The organism is Flammeovirga aprica JL-4 (assembly GCF_012844305.1).
In the GTDB taxonomy this organism is placed as follows: domain Bacteria; phylum Bacteroidota; class Bacteroidia; order Cytophagales; family Flammeovirgaceae; genus Flammeovirga; species Flammeovirga aprica.
This window is the reverse complement of record NZ_JABANE010000006.1, coordinates 114900-134634: the sequence shown is the minus strand read 5'-3', so window position 1 is coordinate 134634 and position 19735 is coordinate 114900. Positions and strand designations below refer to the sequence as shown.

Here is a 19735-nt window from a genome sequence, read left to right as displayed (position 1 = left end):
TTCACTTTTGTGAAGAAAACCTCTTTATATTTTAAATACTAACTAACGTTGAAGCAATTATTCAACTGCTATGTTAATTATTTTACTTCTTCGAAGTCAACGTCAGTAACGTCATCAGCGTCGTTACCACCTTGTTGCGCACCACCTTGAGCAGCGTTAGGATCAGCACCAGCCGCACCTGCAGCGTCACCACCTGTAGCTTGGTACATCTCTTGAGAAGCCGCTTGCCATGCTGCATTCAATGCATCTAAAGCAGGTTGGATCTTGTCAAGGTCTTGAGCAGCGTGAGCTTCTTTCAAGTCTTTCAATGCTGCCTCGATAGCAGTTTTGTTACCTTCAGAAAGCTTGTCGCCATACTCTTTTAATTGCTTCTCAGATTGGAATACCATTGAGTCCGCTTCGTTTAATTTCTCAGCACGCTCTTTAGTAGCCTTATCTGCATCAGCGTTAGCAGCTGCTTCGTCTTTCATCTTTTGGATTTCCTCCTCAGTTAAACCTGAAGAAGCCTCAATTTTGATTGACTGCTCTTTACCAGTTGCTTTATCTTTCGCTGAAACGTTCACGATACCGTTCGCATCAATATCAAATGTTACTTCGATTTGAGGTACACCTCTTGGTGCTGGAGGAATATCGTTCAAGTGGAAACGACCTAAAGTCTTGTTACCGCTAGCTACTGGACGCTCACCTTGTAAAACGTGAATTTCTACTGAAGGTTGGTTGTCTGCAGCTGTAGAGAATACTTGAGACTTTTTAGTAGGGATTGTTGTGTTAGACTCGATTAATTTAGTCATCACACCACCCATAGTTTCGATACCTAAAGAAAGTGGAGTTACGTCTAATAAAAGAACGTCTTTAACTTCACCTGTTAATACACCACCTTGGATAGCTGCACCAATAGCAACAACCTCATCAGGGTTAACACCTTTAGAAGGTTTTTTACCGAAGAATTTCTCAACTTCCTCTTGTACTTTAGGGATACGAGTAGAACCACCTACTAAGATTACTTCGTCGATATCTGAAGTAGATAAGTCAGCATCTTGTAATGCTTTACGACAAGGCTCTAATGATCTTTGTACTAAAGAATCAGCTAAACGTTCGAAATCAGAACGAGATAATTCTTTCATTAAGTGTTGAGGTACACCGTCTACTGGAGTGATGTATGGCAAGTTGATGTCAGTTTTAGCACCTGCAGAAAGCTCGATTTTTGCTTTTTCAGCTGCTTCTTTCAAACGTTGTAATGCCATTGGGTCTTTACGAAGATCGATTGTTGGGTGATCTTTCATAAATTCTTCCGCTAACCAGTCGATGATTACTTTATCGAAGTCATCACCACCAAGGTGAGTATCACCGTTAGTTGATAATACTTCAAATACACCATCACCTAATTCTAAGATTGAAATATCGAAAGTACCACCACCAAGGTCAAATACTGCGATTTTCTTATCTTGATTTGCTTTATCTAAACCGTAAGCTAATGCTGCAGCAGTTGGCTCGTTTACGATACGAGAAACTTTTAAACCTGCAATTTCACCTGCTTCTTTAGTTGCTTGACGCTCTGCGTCGTTGAAGTAAGCTGGTACTGTAATTACTGCCTCAGCTACTTCAGTTCCTAAGTAATCCTCAGCAGTTTTCTTCATTTTTTGAAGTGTAATTGCTGAAATTTCTTGTGGAGTATATAATTTGTCACCAATTTTTACTCTTGGTGTATTGTTAGGACCTTCAACAACGTCATACGCCATTTGAGAGATCTCGTTACCTGCATCAGAATATTGCTTACCCATGAAACGCTTCACAGATGCAATAGTGTTTTTCGGGTTTGTAATTGCTTGACGTTTCGCTGGGTCACCTACCTTACGCTCGCCGTCTTGTAAAAATGCTACGATAGAAGGAGTCGTTCTTTTACCTTCTGCGTTTTCAATAACAACTGGCTCGTTACCTTCCATTACGGAAACACATGAGTTTGTTGTTCCTAAATCAATACCAATGATTTTTCCCATGATCTGTATTTAAATTTTATATCTTTATTTCTTAATTCAATTTTTAATGCCCTGTTTTTCAACAAAGACATTTTCTATTAGACAATGTATATGCCAATTGAATTTTGCGGACATTTTGACAGAATTCACGGAAATTGGTCTGACAAAAAATAATGAAAAGTAGATTTTTTATGACGAATACTGTCAAAATAAACAGTATTTCTGCTGAAAATCTCATTTCGACTGTGCCAAAGGTCTATAAAAAAGCACAATACCCTTTTGAATATTGTGCTGTTATTTCCCTGATTGAATTGAAATTAACTCATAAACTGCTGTTTAATCATACCTATAAATTCATCATCAGACATTTTCTTTCTGTTGTCCAATAAGAAATGAGCATCTTCTCCTGCTCTATAACGCAACTGATCACTGCCATCAGTAGTTGCTGTATAAATCACATCTGCTACTACCGAAGCTGGCGAGGCTTGTTTTACAGCTTCCCCCCAACCGTCCATCAATGATTTAATTGTAGGCTGATATTCTTCTAATCCTTCTGCTGTTTGAAAATCAAATGATCTTCCTCCAAAATCAGTGGCTATGGCACCTGGCTCTACAATTTTAACTTTGATGCCAATTTCACCCAGTTCAAAACTCAACGCTTCAGAAATTCCTTCTACCGCGAACTTGGTTCCATGATACAAGCTGCCTAACGGGAAGGTCATTTTTCCTCCAATAGAAGATATATTAATAATAATACCTTCTTTATTTCCTCTGAAATGAGGTAAAACAGCTCTTGTTACATCCAACAAACCAATCACATTGGTATTGAATTGCCTTACGATATTTTCCCTTGGAAATGCTTCTAACGGACCGTATGCTCCATAGCCTGCATTGTTTAATAGAACATCAATTTTACCAAAATGATTAATCCCTTCTTGTATTGCATTCTCAATAGATGATAGGTCCAATACATCTAGTTTTTCTACTTTGACACCTTCTAATTGCGTTAGTTCCTCTTCTTTCTCAGGAGTTCTCATGGTAGCAATAACGTTCCATCCTTTACTATGGAATAGTTTGGCCGTTTCTTTACCAATACCGCTACTTGCTCCTGTGATGAATACTGTCTTTTTCATTTGAATTCTTTTTGGGGTTGCAAGTACTAAGTCAAAAATAAATAACACTAATTCATATTATTTTTTCTGATTACTGCCTTCAAAAAAACTTTAAATAGAACCACTATTCACACGTTTTTTAGCGTTGTACTCAAAAAAAATAATGAAGAATTAATTATCATTTATTTTCGGATTAGCACTTAAATGTGTTTAATAATTAATTTGACTTCAGTAGATTTATCCTCTTTTACAAACCTATTTCCAGATCGTTTGTTTAATGACTTCCACTTCATTATCAAACCATTAAACGTTGATCACATTACAAATATGACAATAACTTCTTCTACACTTTAACACATATCACGGCAATAAAAACACGAATCGCTGAAAAGCATTTTATATGGAAAAAAGAAAAAGGTTACCTCCTCTATTGAGAAAATAACCTTCTAAACATAGATAAGTACTAGGACATAAGAAAAGGGATAATTTTAGCTTGTTATTTTTTATTCTAATCAAGGCAGATTTGCAGAGCATAGCCTTAGTTACGTGATAAAAATCTAACGAAGAGTAGGATAAAAAAGATAAGATAAAATGTCCGTTTACTTTTGTCCTAGTACTTATATATGAATTATTCAATTTGCGATGGTTGATCGATATTGCTGGGGTGTCTTTCCTGTTTTCTGTTTGAATAATCTTCCGAAATAATGCGGGTAATTAAAACCTAATGTATAAGCTATACCGCTGATAGAATCAGAAGAGTTCAAAAGCATATTTTTTGCCTTGTCGATGATAAAATCATTGATATGATCTTTAGCAGAGCGTCCTGTTTCTTTAGCTAATAAATCACTTAAGTAACTTGCTGATATATTGCATTGGTCTGCCAAATATTGAATTGTAGGCTGGCCTGACTCCACTAATTCATTGTTTTTATAATAATCTTTCAACAATACTTCCACTTTAGACACAATATCAGTGTTCTGTGCAGATCGGGTGTTGAATTGTCTTTGGTAAAATCTTAAACTATAGTTTAATAGCAATTCTATATTAGAAACTAAAACCTGCTGTGTATGATTATCTATTCGCTCTTCAATTTCCTCCCTGATGAGATTCACAATCTGAGTCAGCGTATCTTGTTCTTGTTGAGACAAGTGAAGTGCTTCATGAACTTCATAATTGAAAAAGCTGTAATCATCTATTTTCTGACCTAATGAGGTATTTCTAATTAAATCAGAATGAAAATACATCATCCACCCTTTCACTTCTCCTAATTGCTGTGCTTTTCTCACTGAAAGGACTTGCTCTGGTGCAGTAAAAATTAATACTCCTTCGTTAAAATCATAATGATTACGACCATAATCTAAACCGCAACTTTTATCCTTCAATGCAATACAATACATGTCTGCAGAATATTTCATTCCTATATATTCCTCACCATAAGCAATATCCTCCGTATTCATAATACAGATTAATGGGTGTTTGGAATTTTTAAGCCCAAAATGCTCGGCTAACTGATCCAGTGATTTTGCGTGAAATATATTCTGACTCATAACATTATTCTTTTTATCAAAAGTATTGATTATTAGCCTATAAGTATAACACAAATCGCTGATTCTATCACACGGATGTCTTCAATGCAATAAAAAAGGCCTGTACTTTCAAAAAATACAGACCTTTCAATCAAGAATAAAAGGAACTAGATTTTATTTCTCCATCCTTGAGTTTCAACCTCAGAAGCAGATGTCAAGACTTTATCTTTCATCTCTTTCATGAAGTTTTCAATATTTTGAGATACCTTCTCATCTGTTGCCCCAACAATTTTAGCAGCTAAAATACCTGCATTTTTAGCACCATCTAAAGCAACTGTAGCTACTGGAACACCTGAAGGCATCTGTAAGATAGAAAGGATAGAATCCCATCCATCGATTGAGTTTCTTGACTTTACTGGAACACCAATTACTGGCAATGAAGTCATAGACGCCACCATACCTGGTAAGTGAGCTGCTCCGCCTGCTCCAGCTACAATCGCTGCTAAACCTCTTTCTTTTGCAGAAGTTGCATACTCAAACATTCTTTCCGGTGTTCTATGGGCTGAGACAATTGTCAATTCGTATTCAACGCCTAACTCTTCTAAAACTTGAGCTGCTTCTGACATTACTTTAAGGTCAGATTGACTCCCCATAATGATCCCTACTTTCATGGTAATGGTGTTTGTAAATAACTTGATTTTTAAAATTGTGGCAAAAATAAGGGCTTTGCAGTTGTCCTACAAAGCCCTTTCAATATTTTATTTATTTTTTAATTAAACCTCGGGTCATTTGGATAGTTGGCTTTCAACCATTTCCAATACAATTGAGCCTTCTGCTTCTGACCTGTCTGCTCATACAAAGCAGCCAAGGCATAACGCAATGATGGATCTTGTTTTGTGAAACTAAGACCTTTCAAATACGTTTTTTCAGCTTCTTGTACTTTACCTAATTGCTGTAATACTAAGCCCCAATTATAGAATGCTCTTGAGTTTTGAGGATTCAATTCTGCTGCTTTTCCTAAAGATTCTGCTGCTTTCGGCCAGTCTTTCATCTCCGCGTAAAGCAATCCTTTCGAATAATAAGCTTCTGCAGAATTAGGGTCTGTCAGGATCGCGTTATCAAGTGCTTGTTCCGCTTCTTTTGCTCTACCTTGAATAGAATAAACTCTTGCCAAACTAAATCTAGCCTCATTCATTAAAGTATCAAACTCCAATGACTTCTTATAAGAAGCAATGGCTTTTGTATAATCTTTTCTTCTTTCATGATATTGTCCTTCACCAAATGGTCCTTCTCTGAAGTCTTTTGCCTGAAGGAAGTAGGTCTTCATTTCAGCAGTAGCTACGTCAAAGGCTTCTTTCCACTTTCCTTTAAAACGACTTTCTGGAGCATCACCTAAAGCAATTGCCGCTGCAATTCTCACTGATCTTACAGGGTCTTTCAAATAAGGACTCAAGTAAGAGACTCTTTGATCTAAATTCAATTGAGACAGGTTCTGAACTGAAGTAAATCGAACTAAAGGTTCAGGATCTTTCAATCCATTAATGATTGCTTCTAATGACTCATTACCTGGAGTTCTAGCCAAATAATAAACAGCAGTAGCTCTCGCAATAAATGGTGCTTTTTGATCTTCTACCATTTGCTTCAACTCAGAAACATATTCTTCTGAGTAACTTCTACCCAATGCTAATGTATCCCTCCAATCATGATGTGGTTCTCCCCACATTTTTTCGAAGTTCGCCACAGCCCACTTCGTTGACTTGTCCGTATGACATTGGTTACAAGCATTTGGTGTTCCTTCATATTTTAAACTCAAATCAGGTCTTGGGATTCTGAAACTATGATCTCTACGGTAGTCATTACCCATATATACCTCTCCGACCATGTGACAATCCACACATCTCACGTCTTTACCCGTATCATGCAATGTATGTGACTTCACTTCATATTCTTGAGGTTCGTGACATTGAGCACAAACTTTATTCAAGTCTTTAAATTTCAATTCCGCTTTATGTGCATCATGACAGTCTGTACATTTTACGCCTTCATGATACATTTTACTTTGGATAAATGAACCATAAACGTAAACCTCATTCAAAATCTGTCCATCATGATAATACATGTTCTCTCTAAGAATTTCTGGAGCAAACTGATCATAAAACGTTTGACCATATTTGAAATTCTGTACTAATTGTGATCTTCTTGAATGACAAGGAGCACATGACTCAATTAATGTTTTTTGGTCATCTGAAGTTCTGAACTGCTGAATGTATAATCCTTCAACAAAATCTTTTTTCTCTTCAAACTCTTCAGAATTGGCAAATTCTACGTGTTCTTTACCCGGACCGTGACAAGATTCACAACCCACATTGATCTCTGACCACCTCGTGTCAAACTCATCTTTCTCAAAGTCATAATTTTTTCTGACGTTCGTCGAATGACAATCTGCACACATTGTGTTCCAGTTCCCTCCACCATGAGACCAGTGTAACCACTCATAATGCTGTATATCGTCCATATCATCATGCTGGTTAAACCATACATTTTTTTCGGAATCCCAAGTTTCTCTAATCACTTGAATTTTTCCTTTTTCCATTTCCACCATGTAGTTTTGTAGTGGACGAATACCAAATGTATATTTTACTTCATAGTCATGATTAGCACCATCAGGACCTTGTGTATTGACATAAAACTTATCTCCTTTTTTGAAAAATTTACTTACGACGTTATTCTCTTTAAAAGTGACATTATTAAAGTCACCCAAAACCGTTTCGTCAGTCGCTATTTTCATGGAGTTATCATGATCAGAACCTTTCCATTTATGGTATTCCTCTTCATGACATGAACGACAAGTTTCCGTTCCTACAAAAATTGAATCAGGATATTGTAAATTTAAGTCAGCATGAGGATTAGACACCTCAGCAGTAGTCACTACTTTTGTTTCTTTCTTGTCAGCTTGGTTGCAACTAATATAAATTGCTCCTGAAAACACTAACGCCGACAGACTGATTAGTAAGTTGTTTTTTAATTTCATTAATCTTGATAGAACTAAGTAATTATCATCCCTATTTTACTTTACGCATTAACTGCTAATTTGTTTAAGCTTTAACTTATTATTTTTTAAAGAGATAATCAAAAAATGTTTAGTAAGATTATCTAAAGTAAAAGTTAATGTATTTTTATTCGAATCACACTTCCAATTTCCCTTTATAACAACAGGTTGGTCATTGCTCAATGCTTCTCCCCAAGTCATCGTTTCATCTTTGAACAATTCAAAGTGAATTCTACCACCTCGAACCGCCTTCAATTCTTGATGATGTACAAAAACGAGCGTATCTTGACTATCTTCTTCTGATAAATGATACCAATGATTCAGAAGTTCATCATCAAATTTTTCTTTGGATTGTACACTCTGACAGGCAGAAGCTATTATCACTATAAAGATAGACAAAAAAGAGTACTCTATTAATCTAAAATTCATCATATTTTCATTTATTTGTAATAAAGTTGGCAATAATATTTTTTTATTAAAAATATTTCCCTACTTTTGCACAGCATTTAAGAAAAACAGTGCGGGGTGGAGCAGTTGGTAGCTCGTCGGGCTCATAACCCGAAGGTCATCAGTTCGAGTCTGGTCCCCGCTACCAAGTAAGGTTATCTCATTTTTGAGGTAACCTTTTTTCATTTACAGCCCCAATATCTAAATAAAATACTATCTTACAAGGACTAACTTCATATAAACTCATTAAAAATGAAATTACCTTCAATAGAGTACCTCTTCAACGCTTTTTTAAAGAGCATAAAGACCTTTCCTTTTACAATTTTATCTGCCATACTGCTTACATTCCTTTTATTTTTCACTATAGATTCTGACAATACTAAAAACATTTGGATGGTAAGAGGGCTTCATGGTACTCAAATAGGCATCCCAACATTTATAGCTATTACCTTCCTAAGCCAAAAATTAAAACTTTCAAATCTGAAGGCTTATGCGATAAGAATTGCCGGGTTGCTGTTACTCTGTTTTTATGTGATGAGCTTACCTGATGAATTATCTTATATTCATTTTTCAAGAGGTGCCCTCCTTACTGTATTTTCGTTGTTATTACCCTTTATTGGAATCAGTGTTAGGGAAAGTAACAATCTTAATTACTGGTTCAATGCAAAAAATATTATCAGCACTTTTATTGAGTGCTTATTTTATAGTGTGATTATCAATATTGGTATCTCTTTGGCCTTGCTTGCAATAGAGGTTTTATTTGATATCAACATCAAAGAAAACACCTACCTCAAACTCAGCGTCTTTAATTTCGCATTTCTCAATACCTTATTTTTCACTAGCAAAGTAGATTCTTTTGATGTATCTACAGAAGACAAAGAATACCCCCTTTTACTTAAAAACCTTGTACAATTTATTTTACTCCCACTGGTCTGCATTTATTTAGTCATACTTTATACTTATGGCTTTAAAATAATTTTAGCACAAAACTGGCCTAAGGGTTGGGTTTCTTACTTATCTATTGGTTTCTCCTTTTTGGGTATCAGTGCCCTTTTAATTATATATCCTATTCGGAATGATAAAGGATTGAAATGGATTTCCTTGTTTAGTAAAGGCTTTTATTATGCATTATTCCCTGTCATTTTACTTTTTTGCTCTGCTATTTACAGACGTATTTCTGAATACGGAATTACAGAATTCAGATATTATTTGATCATGATAGGCACCTGGCTCTTCTTCGTTGCCATCTACTTTTTGATCAAAGGACAAAATAATATAAAAGTGATTCCAATTGCACTCGCAGTACTTACTTTCACTTCTACTTTTGGGCCTTTATCCGCATTTAATATCAGTAAGAAAAGTCAATACAATAGACTATATGAATTGGGAGAAAAAAATGAATGGATCAATACCGAAGGACAATGGGTAAAAAGTGATTTCAAAGTAAATGAAGATTATGAGAACATACGCTCTATTGTAGTTTATCTTATAGAACATCATGGCTACAATACTTTACAACCTCTTTTAAAGGATATAAATCTTGATGAAATAGTGAAAGAGGAAGATTCAAGGTGGAAAAAGAAAGAAGCAATATTAGAGGAGATGAAGCTGAAGAAATACTATGCTCATTCAAAGGAGGAAAGTGTAGAAAGTTACACGCCTATTGATTTTGTTGAAAGGTATGATTTGCTGTATGATATCAAAGGCTATCAATATTCTACATCGATCAGCATGCGTATAGGGAGCCTATCAAATGATAGTGAGATCAAGACATACCACTTCAACAACTCTGATATTACAGTTTCATTTCAATTGACGAATAAAACAAAAGACATTGGTATTCTAACCATCAATCAGGATTCCTTTAATATTCCATATACTGCTTTTGAAAATGGGTACTTTAATCACAAAGGCTTGAAAAATGGTAGTTATAGAATTTATATTAAGCGATTTTCAGGATTTAAAACTGAAGAACTAGTCAAGACCGATAACATTTCCTTCGATCTGTATTTTAATACAAGCCGTTGAACAATTTAAAATTGGAAGTTTTGGATTTTAATTTTCAGTCTAATTGGTGTTTAGAATATCATCACACGGTTAGTGCTATGCTCTTCTATTCTGACTTGATTAAGCTAGAAAATAGTTATCCAACTTATCCCAATTTTAAATGTGCAACAACATAGGTGAAAAGTAAACAATTGAAAAATAAAAGCTCTATTGAGAAAATCCCAATAGAGCTATTACTAATATAAAAATCGCTCGGAATTAAGCGTTAGCTATTTCGTCTTTTAATTTACCCAATGAAGCTTTCGCGTCACCGAATAACATCTTCGTTTTATCACCGAAGAATAATGGGTTTTGCACACCTGCATAACCTGTACTCATACCACGCTTGAATACAACAACGTTTTTCGCCATTTCAACATCAAGGATTGGCATACCGTAGATTGGTGATGAAGTATCATCTTTAGCAGATGGGTTTACTACGTCATTGGCACCAATTACAAGTACAACGTCAGTAGAAGGGAAACTATCGTTAGCAGGCTCTAATTCTAATAATTTGTCATAAGACACATCAGATTCTGCTAATAATACGTTCATGTGACCAGGCATACGACCTGCTACTGGGTGAATTGCATATCTTACTTCAACACCTTCGTCCTCTAAAGCATTTTCGATCTCGTGGCAAATGTGTTGTGCTTGAGCTACCGCTAAACCATAACCTGGTACGATAGTCACTTTGTCAGCATATTTTAATTGGATAGCTAAATCTGAAACGTTTACTTCTTTCACGATCTCTTCACGATCTGATCCAGAACCACCGCCAGATGCTCCTAAGTTACCTACTAATACGTTGATCAACGATCTGTTCATCGCCTCACACATCATTACTGTAAGGATGATACCTGAAGCACCTACAAGGATACCACCGATGATCATAATGTTGTTACCGTAGATCAAACCTGCACCAGTTGCACCGATACCCGTTACTGAGTTTAGTAATGAGATTACTACAGGCATGTCACCACCACCAATTGGCGTTACAAAAGCGATACCGTAGAATAATGATAAACCAAGTAAAGCATATACTAATGCCATGTTCAACTCAGGTTGCGTCATGATCATTACTGATAATGCAATGATACCGATCAACGACGTGATGTTGATAAGTTGTGGAGCAGGTAAAGTAAAGTTATCTCTTAAAGAACCGTTTAATTTACCATAAGCTACTAACGAACCTGTTAATGATACAGCACCTACGAACATAGCGAAGATGTTTGTCAAAACAGCACCACTCATCATGTCAGTTCCTGCAGGAAGGTTTCCAAATTCAGCAATACCGATCAACATGGCACAAGCACCACCTAAACCGTTGAATAAAGATACCATCTCTGGCATTTTTGTCATGGCTACTTTCTTTGCAGAAGTTAAACCAATACCACCACCTACTAGCATTGCACCAATGATCCATAAGTAGTTGTTATCTCCTGTTTCAGGAGCAAATAATGATATAACGATGGCCATACCCATACCCAAAGCTGCTACTTGGTTACCCTTACGAGCAGATTCTGGATGCGAAAGACCTTTTAAACCAATAATAAATACGATGATACTTACTAAGTATAGTAAGTCGATTATATTCGAGTAATCCATTTGTTTACGAATCTAATTTCAGGTGAATAAGTAATTAATTTTTACGTTCTTTTTTCTTGAACATATCTAACATTCTGTTGGTTACAGCAAAACCACCTACAACGTTGATCATTGCGAGGGCAATACCGATAAAACCAAGCACTAATGTTAAGTAATCTGTAGCATCAGCTCTTCTGATTAGAATAATCGCACCGATTACTACGACACCTGAGATTGCGTTAGCTCCTGACATAAGAGGAGTATGTAAAACTGTTGGTACTTTTCCGATAATCTCCATTCCTAAAAATGAAGAAAGTACTAGTAACGATAACATGGCTAAAGTGTTATCGTCTAAGAAATTTATAATTTGTTCCATATTAGTATCGACTTGTTTGTTGTTAGTTTAGCTTACGCTTCTACGCTTTCCTCTACTTTCGCAGGAGGAACTAATTGCTTTTGCTTTTCTTCGTTTCCATAGATAACGTCTCCATTGTAAACGATACAGCTTTGAAGAATGATCTCATCGTTGAAGTCGAAATCAAAACCTTCTTTTGTTAAGAACAATTTCATGTAGTTCTGAATGTTCTTACTGTATAAAACAGAAGCTTGCTCACTAATATCCGCAGCTAAATTAGAATTACCGATGATTGTCACACCGTGCTCTCTTACAACTTCTTTATCTTTAGTCAAAGCACAGTTACCACCTGTTGATGATGCTAAGTCAACGATTACAGAACCTGCTTTCATTGTCTTCACAGCCTCTTCAGTCACAAGTGTTGGAGCTGGTCTACCTCTTAGTTGTGCAGTTGTAATTACTACGTCTGCTTTTTCAACTTTCTGAGCGATCAACTCTGCCTGTCTTTTCTTGTACTCTTCAGTTTGCTCCACAGCATAACCACCAGCGTTTGTGTCATCAGTAGCACCTTCTACTTCTACAAACTTAGCACCTAACGACATTACCTCTTCTTTTGCAGCGGCACGTGTATCAAATGCTTCCACTTGAGCACCTAAACGTTTTGCTGTTGCAATAGCTTGAAGCCCTGCTACACCTGCACCCATTACTAACACCTTAGATGGAGGTACTGTACCAGCCGCCGTAGATAACATTGGCATATAACGTGGCAAATAGTCAGTTGCTTTCAATACTGCTTTATAACCTGAGATTGAAGCCATAGACGATAGAATGTCCATTGACTGAGCAATTGTAGTTCTTGGAATCATGTCAAAGCTAAAAGCTGAGATCCCTTTTGTAGCATACACTTCACAGATTGAAGCGTCTTGGAAAGGTTGGAAAGAGGAGAATAAGAAAGTTCCCTCAGCCAATTTCGCAACATCTTCCTTGCTTAATGGATCTAAAGTAATTAATACATTAGATGAGCTTAATACCTCTTCTCTACTTTTTGACTTTGCTCCGATACCTTCGTATAGTTCGTCGCTAATAAAAGCACTTTCGCCAGCACCTTTTTCGTAAATAACTTCATGCCCCTCAGAAATGAATTTCTTCGCTAATTCTGGAGTAACGGACACACGTTGATCTTGTTCTTTTAAAATTCCAAATAGCATACCTATGCGATTTTAAATAGTAATATATTCCGTATTCAATAGGATAACCTTATCCTATCATTTGTTAGTTAGTTTGTTAATAAAACATTCAACTTTAAGCTGAACGTTTTAGCAAATATACAATAAAAATATCGTTTTTTTATAATAACAATAATCATCCTTTGGTTGTATTAAAAAAGTTTCAAAAATACACTTATTTTTATTCACTTTTATTTACCATGATAAAGTGCAAATTCAAGAAGGAAGCATTCAGTTATAAACTATACAGATATATAACACGAAGTTTAAAATAACACAAAACAATTGTTAATTAACTTCTATCTCTTTCAGATCGAAGATGGGTATAAAATTAAACGTGAATTAAACAGTTACAAATCAGTATTAGAAAAGTACAATTTTATGTTTTAATCGAAGCTAAAGTGCTGATAGAAAGAAAATTGAAAAAATATTTACTCATTTGTAAAAAAATAGCTAAATCATTCAAAAAAGGGCCTTTTTAAATACGAAATCCAAACTTTCTCACTCCAAAAAGAGTACAAAAAAAGCCCCTCATCTTGCGATGAAGGGCTCTATTAAACCGCTTGCAAATTTTTAGAATCCTGTAGTCAGGTGTCTTTCTCTAGAATCAATTAGTGCTTCATACTCTTCTTTAGAGCCCACACGAAGTGTTTCATAGTCACGAAGACCTGTACCCGCAGGAATCAAGTGGCCCACGATAACGTTTTCTTTCAATCCAACTAGTTCATCACGCTTACCTCTAATAGAAGCTTCACTTAATACTTTAGTTGTCTCTTGGAAAGAGGCTGCTGAAATAAACGATTTCGTATCCAATGACGCTTGAGTGATACCTTGAAGCGTAGGTCTTGAAATTGCTGGCTGTGCATCACGAACCTTCATTTCTTTCATGTCTCTACGTTTCAATGATGAGTTTTCATCACGCATCTCACGGAATGAGATTAACGCACCCGCCTTGAATCTCGCTGAGTCACCTGCATCCGTAACGATCTTCATGCTAAGCACTTTATCGTTTTCTTCACGGAATGTGAATTTCTCAACTACTTGACCAGGCAAGAATGTTGTATCACCATTATCTTCGATAACGACTTTTTGCATCATTTGACGTACAATTACCTCAATGTGCTTATCGTTAATTTTTACACCTTGTAGACGGTATACATCTTGAATTTCATTTACCAAGTACTCTTGTACAGCAGTTGGTCCTTTAATTTTCAAGATATCTGCAGGAGTGATTGCACCATCTGAAAGTGGCATACCCGCTCTCACATAGTCATTCTCCTGAACTAGGATGTGCTTCGATAAGTTCACCATGTAACGACGTTTTACACCGTCACGAGACTCAACGAATAACTCACGGTTAGCACGTTTTACTGCACCATAAGTCACAATACCATCAATTTCAGATACTACAGCTGGAGATGATGGGTTACGTGCTTCGAATAATTCCGTTACACGAGGAAGACCACCGGTAATATCTCGTGATTTACCAGCAGAACGAGGGATCTTCACTAGAATATCACCTGCCTTCACTTTTTGACCATCTTCAACAGTTAAACGAGCATCTGTTGGTAAGTTGGATGCCACTGTCTCACCGTTATCACCCGCAATATGGATGATTGGGTTTTTAGTTTTATCCTTAGTATCGATAATTACTTTCTCTTCGTAGCCCGTCATTTCATCCGTTTCTACGCGGTAAGTAATATCTCTTTCGATTGATTCGAATTCAGTTACACCGTTGTATTGAGCAAGGATTACGGCGTTGAATGGATCCCATGAACAAATCACGTCACCTTCTTCAACCATATCACCTTCTTTTACACTTAGGTATGAACCGTATTGAATATGAGCATTGAATAATACTTTACCTTCATCGTCTAAGATATTTAGTTCGGCTGTACGAGCCATTACTACATCTTTAGCGTCGCCTTGAGGGTCAGTACTCTTCACTGACTTCATTTCAATGAATTCTACTTTACCACCTTTCTTCGCTTTCAATGAAGCATCAGTTGCAATGTGGGATGCCACACCACCGACGTGGAATGTACGTAGTGTAAGCTGAGTACCTGGCTCACCAATTGATTGTGCAGCAATTACACCTACTGATTCACCTTTTCCTGCTACGCCACCTGTTGCCAAGTTTTTACCGTAACATTTCTCACAAACACCCTTACGAGTTTCACAAGTTAATACTGATCTTACTTCAACTTCCTCGATACCTGCTTCTTCAATTTCCTGAGCAATTTCTGGAGTAATAGATCCAGTTGCAGGAACAATGATTTCGCCAGTTTCAGGATGTTCTACATCGTTCAATGAAGTACGTCCTTCGATTCTGTCTGATAAAGCTTCTTTGATCTCATCGTTCTCTTTCAATGGAGTTACTGTAAGACCTCGTAAAGTACCACAGTCTACTTCAGTAACAACCACGTCTTGAGCAACGTCTACCAAACGACGAGTTAGGTAACCCGCATCGGCAGTTTTCAAGGCTGTATCGGCTAGACCTTTACGAGCACCGTGAGTTGAGATAAAGTATTCCAATACGTCCAAACCTTCTTTAAAGTTTGAAAGAATTGGGTTTTCAATAATGTTCGCACCTGAAGCACCACCTAAGTTTTTCTGAGGCTTGGCCATTAGACCCCTCATACCACCTAACTGACGAATCTGCTCTCTCGAACCACGGGCTCCTGAGTGCATCATCATATAGATAGAGTTGAAACCTTGGTTATCCTCTTCCATTTGCGTCATTACAGTAGACGTCAACATGTTGTTTGTCTTCGTCCAAACGTCAATCACTTGGTTATAACGTTCGTTATCAGTGATAAGACCCATCATGAAGTTGTTACGGATGATATCTACTTCACCTTTCGCATCTTCAATTAATTCTGCTTTTTCTTTAGGGATAATAATTTCATCCAAACCGAATGAAAGACCACCTTTATAGGCCATCTGGAAACCTTCGTGTTTGATATCATCCAAGAACTGAGCAGCACGAGCCATACCTACGATGTCTACCACTTTCGCGATAATCACCTGTAATGCTTTCTTAGAAAGTAGTTCGTTTACGAAACCTACTTCTTCAGGAACGTGTTGGTTGAATAATACACGACCAGCTACTGTCTCGATGAATTTCTCCTCAAGCTCACCAGTCTCATCATTCAATTCTTTTCCTTTTACGAAGATCCATGCGTGACGAGAGATTGCTCCTTCGTTCAATGCAATGATCACTTCTTCTGACGAGTAGAATGTCATACCTTCACCTTTCACGATTTCCGTGTCAGTAGTACGACGTCCTTTTGTCATATAATATAGACCTAATACCATATCCTGAGAAGGTACGGCGATAGGTTTACCATTTGCAGGGTTTAGGATGTTATGCGATGCTAACATCAATAGAGATGCCTCTAATACAGCTTCATGTCCAAGAGGAACGTGAACGGCCATCTGGTCACCATCGAAATCGGCGTTGAAGGCTGTTGTTACTAATGGGTGTAATTGGATCGCTTTACCTTCGATTAATTTCGGTTGGAAAGCTTGAATACCCAATCTGTGAAGTGTAGGGGCACGGTTTAGTAGTACTGGATGACCTTTCAATACGTTTTCAAGGATATCCCAAACTACTGGATCTTTACGGTCAACGATTTTCTTCGCTGATTTTACCGTTTTCACGATACCACGCTCGATCAACTTACGAATAATGAACGGCTTGAATAATTCAGCTGCCATATTCTTAGGAAGACCACACTCGTGTAATTTAAGCTCTGGACCTACTACAATTACAGAACGACCTGAGTAGTCCACACGCTTACCTAATAAGTTTTGACGGAAACGACCTTGCTTACCTTTCAACATATCTGAAAGTGATTTCAATGGACGGTTACCATCAGAACGCACTGCATTAACTTTACGTGAGTTGTCAAATAATGAATCAACTGCTTCTTGAAGCATACGCTTCTCGTTACGTAAGATAACTTCTGGTGCTTTAATATCGATCAGACGCTTCAGACGGTTGTTACGGATGATTACTCTTCTGTACAAGTCGTTCAAGTCTGACGTTGCAAAACGGCCACCATCTAGAGGAACCAATGGACGTAATTCTGGTGGAATTACAGGAACCATACGGATTACCATCCATTCAGGGCGGTTTTCAATTCTAGTTTTCGCATCACGGAATGCTTCCACTACACGAAGACGTTTCAATGCTTCTGCTTTACGTTGCTGCGAAGTATCGTTGTTCGCTTGGTCACGTAATGCCGCTGCCATATCTTCCAGTTTAGTACGAGCTAAAAGCATTTCTAATGCCTCAGCACCCATCTTAGCGATGAATTTGTCTGGATGATCGTCTTCTAATTGTCGGTTTTCGCTTGGTAGCTTATCCATGATGTCAAGATATTCATCCTCTGTAAGGAAGTCCATCTTTGCGATGCCGTCGGCTTCTTTTACACCTGCTTGGATTACTACATAGCGCTCGTAGTAAATGATTTGATCAAGTTTCTTCGTTGGTAAACCTAATAGGTAACCAATCTTGTTCGGTAACGAACGGAAGTACCAGATGTGAGCAACAGGAACAACTAATTGGATGTGTCCCATTCTTTCACGACGCACCTTCTTTTCTGTTACCTCAACACCACAACGGTCACAGATAATACCTTTGTAACGGATACGTTTGTATTTACCACAGTGGCATTCCCAGTCCTTTACAGGTCCGAAGATACGCTCACAGAACAAACCTCCCATTTCCGGCTTATACGTACGGTAGTTGATGGTTTCTGGTTGAGTCACCTCACCGTGAGAGCTTTCCAAAATTGATTCTGGAGAGGCCAAACTCACTGTTACTGAAGTGAAATCGTTATTGATCTTTTTGTTTTTTCTAAACGACATTTGCAATTTGCAGTTTTCTTGAATCTGCAAATATAGAAACTAATAAGCAAAAATTCCATTATACACAAAGAAAATACCTCTAATTTTTTGAATTATAAAAATTAAAATTATAACACACTGAAAATCAATTAATTTAGAGGTAGATGTAATTTCATAATTTTCTTTAACAGAACAAGTTAGGATTGGGTTTTACTTACTACTCTATAACAGTTCTATGAAAATAACTCTTTTATCGCCAACTATTCATCAATTATCTATTTAATTTTCAACTTTTTACACCCTCCTCTTTTCTAATCTACAATGGACTTTTGTTTATTTTCTCTAAAAAGTAACTACTAATTCTTCTTTCAAGCTTAAATTGATTCTTTCTTTTCCTTCAGCTATAAACACCGCTGTAAAATTCTGCTCACTGATTGCATAGCGTTTTTGGAAAGTTTTGAGAGAATCTGTGTTTGTGAAAAATTCAACAGAAGCCATTACACCAATGTCATGATTTGAAAAAAAGAAAAACTGAGTTCTTCCTTGAGAAGTTTTGATTTTAGAGACAATAGTAAAATCGTTGATCAAATCTTGACTGTTAGTTTCATAACTGTTTTCGATCCCTGTTTCTTTATTCGTGTAAATCAAATGTTTGTCCTTGATTTCAAAATAGGGGTTGTATTGGTTAAATAGATAGACAAAATCGCTTTGATTATAAAAACGACCTACATAAATAAGGTTACCATTTTTAATGTTAGTGAAGGAGGTATTGGTCGCATACTTTATTAAGAGTTCTTTATTCCATTTCTGAAAGTACCGTCCTAAATCATAAGTGGCATGTTCTGACATTCTTGTTGAATAATAAAGATCTGTCATCCTCGTCTTTTCTTTTAGATCAGGATTTCCCTCCATTAAGACTAGATAATCCTCCACATTATTGATATTAAAATCACGCGTCCATCCTTCGTTTCCGGAAATAGTCTTCCCCCTATATCCAAATGCATCTCCTATATATAAATGTGTAGGTTGTTTACTTTGTATAAATTCTTGCCACAAGGGAGAAACTGATTCAGGTGCATTCCAAAAGTAACTGAGTAATGCAATCAAAAGCATTCCTATATAAGGTATAAATTTAGAATCCCATCTGACTGAATTCAGTAGAGATACATCATTTGATTGCTGACTCGTATTTTTTTGAAACTTCACACCATATTGTCCCTTTTCAATCATCAACTCCCAATCGTCATTAGCACCCTCAGTAGAATAATAGTTTGTCAACTTTTTTCTCAAATTGTACACATTGACCCTCACCCTTGAATTCGATTTACCATCAGGATCCCCTCTAAAGAATTCCATTTCGATCACCCCTTCCTTCAAAGGAGTATCATTATATGTAGCTTCAGAAAGATACTTCAATAAAGCAATTGATGTCGGTGCATTTTTAAAAGTATCACTCTGTAGTATAGTGTCAACTATCTGTTGTTTCTGTGTTATAGTAAGTTCTAGTTTCCTCATCTAAAAAGTATAAAATGATTAAAAAATAGGGGGCGAAAGGTT

The 19735-nt window shown here is 36.7% G+C and carries 12 protein-coding genes and 1 tRNA gene; 2 read left to right on the top strand and 11 right to left on the bottom strand.

Going from position 1 to position 19735, the window contains the following annotated elements; genetic code table 11:
* Positions 1–77: 77 nt before the first annotated feature.
* The 6 genes from dnaK to HHU12_RS03525 all read right to left on the bottom strand — a co-directional run bounded on the left by dnaK (position 78) and on the right by HHU12_RS03525 (position 8095).
* On the bottom strand, positions 78–1997 hold the full coding sequence (gene dnaK, locus HHU12_RS03550) for a molecular chaperone DnaK (protein ID WP_169655057.1): 1920 nt from the start codon (positions 1995–1997) through the stop codon (positions 78–80).
* Positions 1998–2293: 296 nt separating this feature from the next.
* Positions 2294–3109 carry an SDR family oxidoreductase gene (locus HHU12_RS03545; protein WP_169655055.1) on the bottom strand — a complete coding sequence of 272 codons (816 nt, stop codon included), beginning with the start codon at positions 3107–3109 and terminating at the stop codon, positions 2294–2296.
* A gap of 611 nt (positions 3110–3720) precedes the next feature.
* Positions 3721–4635, bottom strand: a complete 915-nt coding sequence (locus HHU12_RS03540) for a helix-turn-helix domain-containing protein (protein ID WP_169655054.1) — start codon at positions 4633–4635, stop codon at positions 3721–3723.
* Between the two features lie 146 nt (positions 4636–4781).
* Positions 4782–5291: a 5-(carboxyamino)imidazole ribonucleotide mutase gene (gene purE / locus HHU12_RS03535; RefSeq protein ID WP_169655083.1), complete on the bottom strand. Its 510-nt coding sequence runs from the start codon at positions 5289–5291 to the stop codon at positions 4782–4784.
* Positions 5292–5383: 92 nt separating this feature from the next.
* The gene (locus HHU12_RS03530) at positions 5384–7645 is read right to left on the bottom strand and encodes a tetratricopeptide repeat protein (protein WP_169655052.1); all 2262 of its coding nucleotides are present in this window, start codon (positions 7643–7645) and stop codon (positions 5384–5386) included.
* Positions 7646–7693: 48 nt separating this feature from the next.
* Entirely contained in the window at positions 7694–8095 is a 402-nt protein-coding gene (locus HHU12_RS03525) for a hypothetical protein (protein WP_169655051.1), read from the bottom strand.
* An 87-nt stretch (positions 8096–8182) separates the two neighbouring features.
* Here HHU12_RS03525 and HHU12_RS03520 point away from each other — a divergent pair.
* Positions 8183–8258 (top strand) — tRNA-Met (locus tag HHU12_RS03520).
* 104 nt (positions 8259–8362) lie between these two features.
* A complete protein-coding gene (locus HHU12_RS03515; protein WP_169655049.1) occupies positions 8363–10138 on the top strand; it encodes a DUF4153 domain-containing protein in 1776 nt (591 codons plus the stop codon).
* Between the two features lie 237 nt (positions 10139–10375).
* Here HHU12_RS03515 and HHU12_RS03510 read toward each other — a convergent pair whose 3' ends face one another.
* The 5 genes from HHU12_RS03510 to HHU12_RS03490 form a co-directional block, all read right to left on the bottom strand.
* Positions 10376–11764 carry an NAD(P)(+) transhydrogenase (Re/Si-specific) subunit beta gene (locus tag HHU12_RS03510; protein ID WP_169655047.1) on the bottom strand — a complete coding sequence of 463 codons (1389 nt, stop codon included), beginning with the start codon at positions 11762–11764 and terminating at the stop codon, positions 10376–10378.
* A 34-nt stretch (positions 11765–11798) separates the two neighbouring features.
* Positions 11799–12119: an NAD(P) transhydrogenase subunit alpha gene (locus HHU12_RS03505; protein WP_044204502.1), complete on the bottom strand. Its 321-nt coding sequence runs from the start codon at positions 12117–12119 to the stop codon at positions 11799–11801.
* Between the two features lie 32 nt (positions 12120–12151).
* On the bottom strand, positions 12152–13306 hold the full coding sequence (locus HHU12_RS03500; RefSeq protein WP_169655045.1) for an NAD(P) transhydrogenase subunit alpha: 1155 nt from the start codon (positions 13304–13306) through the stop codon (positions 12152–12154).
* Between the two features lie 591 nt (positions 13307–13897).
* The gene (gene rpoC / locus HHU12_RS03495; protein ID WP_169655043.1) at positions 13898–18199 is read right to left on the bottom strand and encodes a DNA-directed RNA polymerase subunit beta'; all 4302 of its coding nucleotides are present in this window, start codon (positions 18197–18199) and stop codon (positions 13898–13900) included.
* Between the two features lie 321 nt (positions 18200–18520).
* Positions 18521–19693, bottom strand: coding sequence for a hypothetical protein (locus HHU12_RS03490; RefSeq protein ID WP_169655041.1), 1173 nt, complete (start codon positions 19691–19693; stop codon positions 18521–18523).
* Positions 19694–19735 lie beyond the last annotated feature (42 nt).